Below are 8,723 nucleotides of genomic sequence, written 5' to 3'. Positions count from 1 at the left end.
TCAAAAGGGCGAGAAGCTGGGCTCGAAAATTCACGAGCAGCTTTCACAAATTGGCCGCGATCCGTACCTCGTACGCTCCTTCTTTAGCCATCAATCTGTCCGCTATATTTCTGACGTGTGAGTAAGTGGGGACAGTGCCTAATGTTCTCGACAGTCTCTAGGACGCTATTGCGAATCATACGATGCATGTACTCACCCACGCATGTTGGAGCGAGGAAATCGTCGTCCGACTGCAAAATCAATGTCGGGGTGGTGACTTTCGCCAAGTCCGCTCGGTGGTCGGCAAGGAACGTTACCCTAGCAAAGTGTTTGGCGATTTCCGGGTCGGTACGGCAGACGCTGTTCGTCAGTTCCTGCTGCAGTTCGGTCGGGGTTCCCACTACGCATTCAACAGTGCCCGGTAGATGTTGTCTGGGATGCACCAACAACCAGGACTTACGGTCTTGGAGGGACCATTGACGGTCAGGCAACAGCCCGGCCGTGCTCGCTGCATCTGCAGCGAGAGGCCCGTAATTGCCCGGGGCGGTGAGCGGAGAGAGCATCTATGATAACAGGGAGCACGGCCCCAAGCGGAAGCGCTCTTCAGGGTCGCGAGAGACTCGACTTCAGGAACCATCGGGGTGTAAAGTTGCCGCCCCAACTGTCCGGCGTAGGCCCTGCTCCCACACGCCTCGTACTTCAGCACTTCAGTACGGCTCGAACATACTGTGGGTGGAGATGCCGCCTACAGTACGCTCAGCCAGCGTAGCCCGCCCGCTTGGCGGTGAAGCTGCTTGAGCATATCTGGAATGCAGTACCCGGAGAAGTGGACTTCGCAGTTCCGGGGCATGCCCTTTCTCTGCTGCGTTCCGTGTCCGACCGGGACAGAGGCGTGTGTCGGAGGGCGCATCGTTCGTCTAGCAAACCGGCGAAACAATGAACGATATCGTAGGTCGCGTGTCGATCGTCACGATCATCAGTGAAATCACCAACGGGGCCGATGAACAGACACGAGGTATTCAGGAAATAATTCGAGCAATGGCCCAAATCGACGAGATGGTTCAGCAGAACGCCGCGCTCGTCGAGCAGTCTGCGTCCGCCGGTTCTGGCGCTGCAAACGCAGGCTAATGAGTTTGCGAGCACGATTGGTCAGTTTCGCGTCGCGTAATTGCATGACTTAGCCGGGAGAGGCAAGTTTGACGACGCTTACTGCACGGCTCGCGGTTTGGCAGCTGCCCTTGCCCCCTCGCCGACGCCCCGGCGATATCACTGCCGACGTCGCAGAAGCACTCCGGCGAGTACCGACCAAGCTGGACATCCCCAAATCGTCGGTAGTCCCACAGCAATAGGCGAAGCACTGTGCTTGAACGGCTTGAGGACACTCTCGGAGAGTAAGGGATCTCGCGATTGCAGCGCCTGCCCGATATCTCGCCGGAGGGCCACCGGGAAGCTGGCATAGGCGCAGATAGCGCCGCGTACTTTCCGGCATCTATTCCGGCGGACGCGCGAAGTGAGGCCCAAGATCGAAGGCGGCGATCGCCATGAACGGCAAGCTCGTGTAGCGGAGAATGAACTTGGTGGGGGGCATTGCCCGTTTTGGGAAGACGCTCGAGCTGAGCCACAAACACGCTGGCCGGACGCTTGATTCGATGGAAGACAGCGGCAGCCAGTAGCCAAGTGGGGGCAGTCTGCGACAAGCCGCAAGCCGTGGGTCTGGTGCCTGAGCGAACGAGAACGACCCCGACACCTGTCGAATGTATCTAATCTCGGTTAGCTCTGCGCGCGGCACTTTGTCACAAAAATAATCGACCTGTCGGATGTTCGTAAAGCTGACTATACTGAAAGAGATCGCATTGATGCAGGTGTGCCCGGCTCAGGCGGCTGGCTTTAGGAAGGACGTCAAGACGAACAGGCCTCGCCGCACGGAGAAACGTATGTTCAAGCATTTGCTGGTGCCCACTGACGGGTCGGCCCTCTCGGACGCTGCGATCCAGATGGCGGTGACGCTCGTGAGGGAAAGTGGCGCCAAGGTTACAGGGCTTCATGTCATCCCGGAATTCCATGTCCTGGCGTACGGCGCCGAAGCGATTGCAGACACTGAGGACCAGTTCATTCAGGCTGCCCGACAGCATGCGGATGATTACCTCTTGGCCGTGACAAAAGCGGCCACCGAGGCGGGTGTCGAGTGCGATACATTCACCAGGAACCGCGCTCATCCATACGAGGCGATCATCAGCGTGGCGGCGCAACGAAACTGTGATCTTATCGTCATGGCGTCCCACGGCCGAGGAGGCATGCGCGCCTTGCTGCTTGGCAGTGAGACTCAGAAGGTACTGACGCACTGCCAGATTCCGGTTCTCATCGTCCGGGAACCGACGCAGACCGGTGCGGGCCGGGTTGTGGAGTCCAGCGCGCCATTCACTGAATAAAAGCCTTTCCCACCTCAGACGTACATCGTTGCGCGCGCTTTTCTTGGTCATCCCGGTGCGCGTCTCGCTTCCATCGCCGGCGCGGCCACGAGGCTGGCAACGGTGACCGTGGATTTCAGGCTTTCGCGCGTGCGCGAAAGCCCTGTGCTGGCGTACTGGGCAGGTTCGGTATTCAGTCGGCATGTCCGCTGCCCAGCACCCACACCGCAACGATCACCAGAAAGATCGAGCAGGAACCCCACTGGGTCAGGACGCTTGACCATGCCAACGCTGGATTTGAAGCCGCCTCCGTATGGCCGGCCAAATGCAGGAGCACACCGGGCGAGAGCTTCAGCTCCCGTTCCACGGCCCACCACTTCAGAGTCAGGGCAATCGACGCCAGCCCGCTGCCGATCACGATGGCGCCGAGGAACGAGTCACCACCCGTACTCGACGGCCGGGACGCGAAACAGCGCGTGAGGTATGTCACGGCGGTGCCGTTGACGATGGCCGAGAGCATCACAAACCATAATGGAAAGCGCAAGCTGATCACCACCATGAAGACGATCATCGTCAGTACCTCTGGCCATGCTCTGACGATTGCCTTCAGCCTGCTCAATCGCTCACTCATCGCGCATCGTCCTTGAAAACATCAGCGTGGCATACCGGGGCGGTCATCACACATGGACCTCGTGCGAAACCTTCACCTATGAACACTGTCAGCGATCTATGTCACGGCTGGTGATGAATTCGCGGGCATCGTGCGTTTCACACGAAGCGCGGCGAGAATGCCTCTCAGGATTTCGATGGGGGGCGGCGGACAACCCGGTACCGTGATATCGACAGGAAGAAGGGTCGAGAGCGGTCCACACACGGCGTAGCTTTCCTTGAACATACCACCGGTGCAAGCGCACTCTCCGACTGCGACGACCAGCTTCGGATAGGGCGTCGCGTCGTATGCCCGCTGCACCGCTTCCTTCATGTTCAGTGTCAGGGGGCCGGTGACCAGCAGCATGTCGGCATGGCGGGGACTTGCGACGAATCTGATACCCAGACCTTCGATGTTGTAGTACGGATTGTTGAGCGCGTGGATTTCCAATTCGCAGCCGTTGCAGGAGCCCGCGTCGATCTCGCGAATGCACAGCGCGCGGCCGAGCACGTCGAGTATGTCCTGCTGGAGCCGGTGGCCTTCGGTCCGCCACGCGTCATCGCCCTCGGGCACGGGCCTATCCGGTGTGCCGGTTCTCGCGATCTGTTTGATAAGTTGCCACATTACAGGTCGTGTCCCGCATAGTTCAAATTGAACGACTTGTTGATCAGCGGGAAATCAGGAACGATATTGCCGATGATCGCATGCTCCAAGGCTGGCCAGTTCTGCCACGACGGGTCGTGGCAGTGGCAGCGTGAAATGGTCCCGTCATCCCCTGTCTCGAGTGCGACGAAGACATCGCCGCGCCAGCCTTCGATCCAGCCCACCCCGCGGGATGGAGAACCGTCGTGTTCAAGCTGCGCGACGATTTCGCCGCTGGGCAGTTCGGATAGGAGGATTCGGATCAACCGGATGGACTCGTAGATCTCGTTGAAGCGGACGGCGGCGCGGGCCGCCACATCGCCCCGGTCGTCGCTAACCATCTGCACCTGAACCTCGTGATAGGGCGCGTAAGGGTGATCGATACGCACGTCGATTTTCCGACCGCTTGCCCGCCCGACCAGCCCGCAGACGCCGAAGTGCTCCGCCACGCTCGCGGAGAGGAGGCCTGCACGTGCAAAGCGATCCTGCAGCCCCGACTGGTCGTCGTAAATGTTCTGCATCACACGAACCTGCGTCTCAATTTGGTCGCACTGCGACAGTATCACTGCAACGAAGCCCGTATCCAGGTTCGTTGATATCCCCCCGGGAACGATCCGATCCATCAAATAGCGGTGTCCGAAGGCCCGGTCGTTCAGGCGCAACCAATCTTCCTTCAAGCGGGAGAATGCCGCCAGACCGTACGCGAACCCGGCATCGTTGCCAAGCGCGCCCAGATCGCCGAGGTGGTTGGCAATGCGCTCACGCTCGAGCAGTAGCGCGCGCAGCCACTGCGCGCGTGGCGGAATTCGTCCATTCAACGCGCGCTCGACCGCCATGCAATAGGCCCACGTAAAGGCGACCGTGGTGTCTCCGGCGATGCGTCCTGCGAGACGGTGTCCGTCGAGCGCGGGCACGTGCTCGAACAGCCGCTCGATTCCCCGGTGCGCATAGCCCAGCCGTTCCTCGAGACGCAACACTTTTTCGCCGACGACCGAGAAGCGGAAGTGGCCGGGCTCGATCACGCCTGCGTGGATCGGGCCCACGGCGATCTCGTGGACGCCGTCCCCGGCGACCGGCACGAACGGATAGTCCGCTTCCTGCGATTCGAACCGTTCGGCCCCGGAAGACAGCTTCTGCAACGGATAGTAGTCAGCGGGCCAGTTACCATGGTTCAGCCACGGCCTCGTATCTTCGGCACCGATCGCCCGCAGTCCCAGCAGATCGTAGACGGCGCGTTGCATACGCGTCGCGCTCGGAAAGATGGTCGACAGGTCCGGGTATCCGTTCTCATGCACATCGCCCGCTGGCGACTGAAGCCACAGGACGCCGTCTTCCAGGGCGTAAGCGGCGGAGATCGCGAATGTGCCCGGCGCTTCTTCGGCACCCCACAGGGAGATCAGACGGCCACCGGTCTCGCTCACCGTGCCGGCGGTGCGGGTCCACATGTCGGAATCGATACGCGCGAGAAAAGTTGAAGACCTGCCCGCAAACGCAGACAGGCGGACCAGGTTGGGAAAGCCGAATGCCTCGATGCGCATGTGTCACCCCGCGATCATGGCCGCCGCCTGCCGATACCACGTTGCAAGATAGGGCGGAATGTAGAGCCCCAGCATCAACCCAATGCCAAGATGGACGAACACCGGTAGCAACGCCGGCGGGTGCTCAAGAGGCTTCGCCGTGGTGTCCCCGAACACCATGCCCTGCACGCGCACGAAGATGGCCGCGAACGCCACAGCAAGCGCGAGCAACAGGAAGGGCGTGGCCCACGGGAATTTACTCATCGCGGTCGTCAGGATCAGGAACTCGCTCGCGAAGACACCGAATGGCGGCATGCCCAGGATTGCGAGCGTACCGAGCATCATGCCCCACCCCACGGTGGGGCTCACGCGTAACAAGCCCCGGATGTCGTCGATCGCCTGGGTGCCGGCCTTCTGGGCCGCATGCCCGACGGTGAAGAAGATGGCGGACTTCACCAGAGAATGCACCGTCATGTGGAGCAGGCCCGCAAAGGTCGCGATGGGCCCGCCAAGTCCGAAAGCAAACGTCATTAGACCCATGTGTTCGATCGACGAATACGAAAAGAGCCGCTTGACGTCTTTCTGCCGGAACAGCGAAAAGGTCGCGACCAGTACCGAGACCAGTCCGAAGCCGACCAGCAGGTGTCCCGGCAGCCCGTTCTGGAGTGCGCCGTCCGCCAGCACCTTGCAGCGTAGTACCGCATAGAGCGCGACGTTGAGCAGCAGGCCGGACAGCACGGCCGAAATCGGCGTAGGCCCCTCGGCATGTGCATCGGGCAGCCAGTTGTGCATGGGCACGAGGCCGACCTTAGTGCCATAGCCGATCAGCAGGAACACGAATGCGAGCGAAATGATGGTCGGGTCGAGATTTCCCTTGACGGCGTTCAGACTGGTCCAGAGCAGCGCATCGCCGCCGCCGAGCTGCCGGCTCGCGGCGAGATAGAGCAGGATCGTGCCGAACAGTGCCTGCGCGATGCCGACGCCGCACAGAATGAAGTATTTCCAGGCGGCTTCGAGACTTGCCGCCGTGCGATAGACGCTGACCAGCAGCACCGTGGCGAGCGTGGCAGCTTCCATGGCGACCCAGAGGATGCCCATGTTGTTGGTGAGCAGCGCGAGCAGCATCGCGAAGATGAACAGCTGATACATGCTGTGGTAGAGACGCATGCGAGGGCCCGTCATCTTGCCGCGGTCGCGCTCGATGCGCATGTACGGTCTCGAAAAGATCGACGTGGTCCAGCCGACGAAGGCCGTCAGCGCGACGAGGAACACATTGAGCGGATCGACGAAGAACAGCTTGCCCAGCGCGAACGCAGGCCCGTGCGCCACGGTTTGCACGGCGAGCAGCGTGGCGGCGGCAAAGGTCAGGAAACTGAAGCCGACGTTGAGCTCCGCGGCGACATGATGCTGGCCTAGGAGCGCCAGACAGGCGCCCGCGAAAAGCGGGATTCCGAAAACGAGCAGCAGTACCCAGGCTTCAGTCATCTTTGAGTTTTTCGAGGTGGTGGATGTCCAGGCTGTCGAATTGCTCACGAATCTGGAACATGAACACGCCGAGGATCAGGATGCCCACCAGCACATCGAGTCCGATGCCAAGTTCGACGATCATCGGCATGCCGTTCGTAGCCGCCGCCGCGGCAAAAAACAGACCGTTTTCCATCGACAGAAAGCCGATCACCTGCGGTATAGCCTTTGCGCGCGTAATCATCATCATGAACGACAGCAGCACGCAGGCGAGTGCAATACCGAGCGTGCCGCGGGCGACTGACGAGGCGAGCTGGCTGATCGGCGAAGCGACATTGAAGGCGACGATCACGAGCACGATGCCGATCAGCAGGGTGGCGGGAATATTGAGCAGGGGCTCGACGTCCGTCTTCACGTTCAAACGCTGCACCAGCCTGTAAAGAATCCAGGGTATCAGGCCGACCTTGAGCACCAGCGTCAGTGCGGCGGAGATGTAGAGGTGAAAGTCGGCGGTGACATATCCCAGGATGACGTTGGCTGACACGAGTGTCAGGCCCTGCATCGTATAGAGGTGAATCAGCGACAAGATCCGGCGCTGGCTAAGCATCGCAAACGACAATAGCAGCAGAATGGCGGCCAGGAAATTGATGATCTGCGTGGCGAAGCCGTGCATTCATGCCCCCAGCAGGAAGTGAACGAGCATGCCGATGACGGCGAGCAGGAACGCGGTCGCGAGAAACTCCGGCACGCGGAAAATGCGCATCTTCGCGTTGGTGGTCTCGACGACCGCCAGCGCCGCGCCACCTATCAATAGCTTGGCGAACAGCGCAGGTATCGCGAGCAACAGAGCTGCCGGATTACCTGCCTCGGCGATGCCCCACGGAATGAACAAGGCGAGGCCGATGCAGGAGTACGCAAACAGTTTGAGGCTCGCGGCCCATTCCATCAGCGCAAGATGCCGGCCGGAATACTCGAGGATCAGCGCCTCGTGAATCATCGTAAGTTCCAGATGCGTGGCCGGGTTGTCGACCGGCAGTCGCGCGTTTTCGGCGAGCGACACCATCGTGAACGCGATCCCCGCGAACGCGAGACTCGGGTAGATCGCCAACTCGCGGTGGCTGAGCGTCGCGACGATGCTGGTCAGCAAGGTGGACTGCGTGATCAGCGACGCCGAAAACAGCACCATCAGCAACGCGGGCTCAGCGAGGAAGCCGACCAGCATCTCGCGGCGCGCGCCGAGCGTTCCGAACGCGGTGCCGATATCCATCGCGGCGAGCGAGATCGTGACGCGGGCCAGCGCGAAGAGGCCCACGAGGGCGATCGCGTCGGCGGCCGGCGACAGGGGCAGGTCGGTTGAAAGCGTCGGTACAATCGCGCACGCAAGCGTCATGCATGCCCAGACGACATAAGGCGCCCCGCGGAAAATCGGGCTGGCATGGCCGGCGACGACCGATTCTTTGTTGAACAGCTTATGAAGCATCCGGTAAGGCTGCCAGATGCTTGGCGCCCGGCGGTTCTGCAACCGTGCGCGGCACATGTTGACCCACCCCGTCAGCAGGGGCGCAGCCGCCAGTGCGAGCAGAATCTCAAGCCCCTGGGAGATCAATCCGGAGAGCGTGATCATCGCCTCACCAGCATCAGCAGTACGATCAGCACAAGAAAGCTGTGCATCAGATAGACCGCGATGCGGCCTGTCTGGAGCAACCCGGCCAGTGCCGCGATGCGCTTGACCAGCCGCGCGATCGGATCATAAATCAGGGTCCACGCGCGATCCGTCACGGTAACGCTGTACACGGGGTGTTCGTCGAACGGAGAGGGCAGCCGCCGTTCGATCCTGAACAGAGGCGCGAAGATTTCGCGGATCGGCTGCCCGAACCCTTCTGCCGTGTCCTGCATGCGCGCGTTCACGAACGGAAAGCCGCAGGCCCAAGGGACCGCCCGCCGCAGGCGCCCATGATAGAGACGGCGTACCAGCAACCACGCGAGTCCACAACAGGCAAAGAAGAACAGCAGGAAAACCGCCGGCATGTAGCTGGCCCGGTCTACGCTCGTGGGGGCGAGCAG

7 protein-coding genes and 3 pseudogenes are annotated in these 8,723 nt (G+C 61.1%); 3 read left to right on the top strand and 7 right to left on the bottom strand.

The genetic code is table 11. The annotated features are described in order from the left end of the window. From AWB68_RS49105 to AWB68_RS40200, 3 genes and pseudogenes are all read left to right on the top strand, one after another. Positions 1-121 (top strand): annotated as a pseudogene (locus AWB68_RS49105) (IS630 family transposase); the annotation flags it as partial. 779 nt (positions 122-900) lie between these two features. Further along, positions 901-1,147, top strand: a pseudogene (locus AWB68_RS40205) (methyl-accepting chemotaxis protein); the annotation flags it as partial. Positions 1,148-1,913: 766 nt separating this feature from the next. Next, positions 1,914-2,408, top strand: a complete 495-nt coding sequence (locus AWB68_RS40200) for a universal stress protein (protein ID WP_087649750.1) — start codon at positions 1,914-1,916, stop codon at positions 2,406-2,408. A gap of 172 nt (positions 2,409-2,580) precedes the next feature. Here AWB68_RS40200 and AWB68_RS40195 read toward each other — a convergent pair whose 3' ends face one another. The 7 genes and pseudogenes from AWB68_RS40195 to AWB68_RS40165 all read right to left on the bottom strand — a co-directional run. Continuing rightward, entirely contained in the window at positions 2,581-2,958 is a 378-nt protein-coding gene (locus tag AWB68_RS40195; RefSeq protein ID WP_235028776.1) for a hypothetical protein, read from the bottom strand. Positions 2,959-3,114: 156 nt separating this feature from the next. After that, positions 3,115-3,660: an NADH-quinone oxidoreductase subunit B family protein gene (locus tag AWB68_RS40190; RefSeq protein ID WP_087649748.1), complete on the bottom strand. Its 546-nt coding sequence runs from the start codon at positions 3,658-3,660 to the stop codon at positions 3,115-3,117. After that, positions 3,660-5,216, bottom strand: a complete 1,557-nt coding sequence (locus tag AWB68_RS40185; protein WP_087649747.1) for a hydrogenase large subunit — start codon at positions 5,214-5,216, stop codon at positions 3,660-3,662. The genes AWB68_RS40190 and AWB68_RS40185 overlap by 1 nt, the downstream gene beginning before the upstream one ends. A 3-nt stretch (positions 5,217-5,219) precedes the next feature. Further along, entirely contained in the window at positions 5,220-6,680 is a 1,461-nt protein-coding gene (locus AWB68_RS40180; RefSeq protein WP_087649746.1) for a hydrogenase 4 subunit F, read from the bottom strand. Then, positions 6,673-7,332, bottom strand: a complete 660-nt coding sequence (locus tag AWB68_RS40175) for a formate hydrogenlyase (RefSeq protein WP_087649745.1) — start codon at positions 7,330-7,332, stop codon at positions 6,673-6,675. Before AWB68_RS40175 ends, AWB68_RS40180 begins: the two co-directional genes overlap by 8 nt. After that, positions 7,333-8,283: a respiratory chain complex I subunit 1 family protein gene (locus AWB68_RS40170; protein WP_087649744.1), complete on the bottom strand. Its 951-nt coding sequence runs from the start codon at positions 8,281-8,283 to the stop codon at positions 7,333-7,335. After that, positions 8,280-8,723, bottom strand: a pseudogene (locus AWB68_RS40165) (hydrogenase 4 subunit B); the annotation flags it as partial. The gene AWB68_RS40170 and the pseudogene AWB68_RS40165, both read right to left, overlap by 4 nt.

Source organism: Caballeronia choica (assembly GCF_001544535.1).
Taxonomy (GTDB): domain Bacteria; phylum Pseudomonadota; class Gammaproteobacteria; order Burkholderiales; family Burkholderiaceae; genus Caballeronia; species Caballeronia choica.
Note: the sequence above shows the minus strand (reverse complement) of the source record. Positions and strands in the feature narration are given on the sequence as shown.

Coding starts and splice junctions, on each gene's coding strand:
- AWB68_RS40200 (WP_087649750.1), top strand. CDS start 1,914: ATGTTCAAGCATTTGCTGGTGCCCACTGACGGGTCGGCCCTCTCGGAC.
- AWB68_RS40195 (WP_235028776.1), bottom strand. CDS start 2,958: ATGATCGTCTTCATGGTGGTGATCAGCTTGCGCTTTCCATTATGGTTT.
- AWB68_RS40190 (WP_087649748.1), bottom strand. CDS start 3,660: ATGTGGCAACTTATCAAACAGATCGCGAGAACCGGCACACCGGATAGG.
- AWB68_RS40185 (WP_087649747.1), bottom strand. CDS start 5,216: ATGCGCATCGAGGCATTCGGCTTTCCCAACCTGGTCCGCCTGTCTGCG.
- AWB68_RS40180 (WP_087649746.1), bottom strand. CDS start 6,680: ATGACTGAAGCCTGGGTACTGCTGCTCGTTTTCGGAATCCCGCTTTTC.
- AWB68_RS40175 (WP_087649745.1), bottom strand. CDS start 7,332: ATGCACGGCTTCGCCACGCAGATCATCAATTTCCTGGCCGCCATTCTG.
- AWB68_RS40170 (WP_087649744.1), bottom strand. CDS start 8,283: ATGATCACGCTCTCCGGATTGATCTCCCAGGGGCTTGAGATTCTGCTC.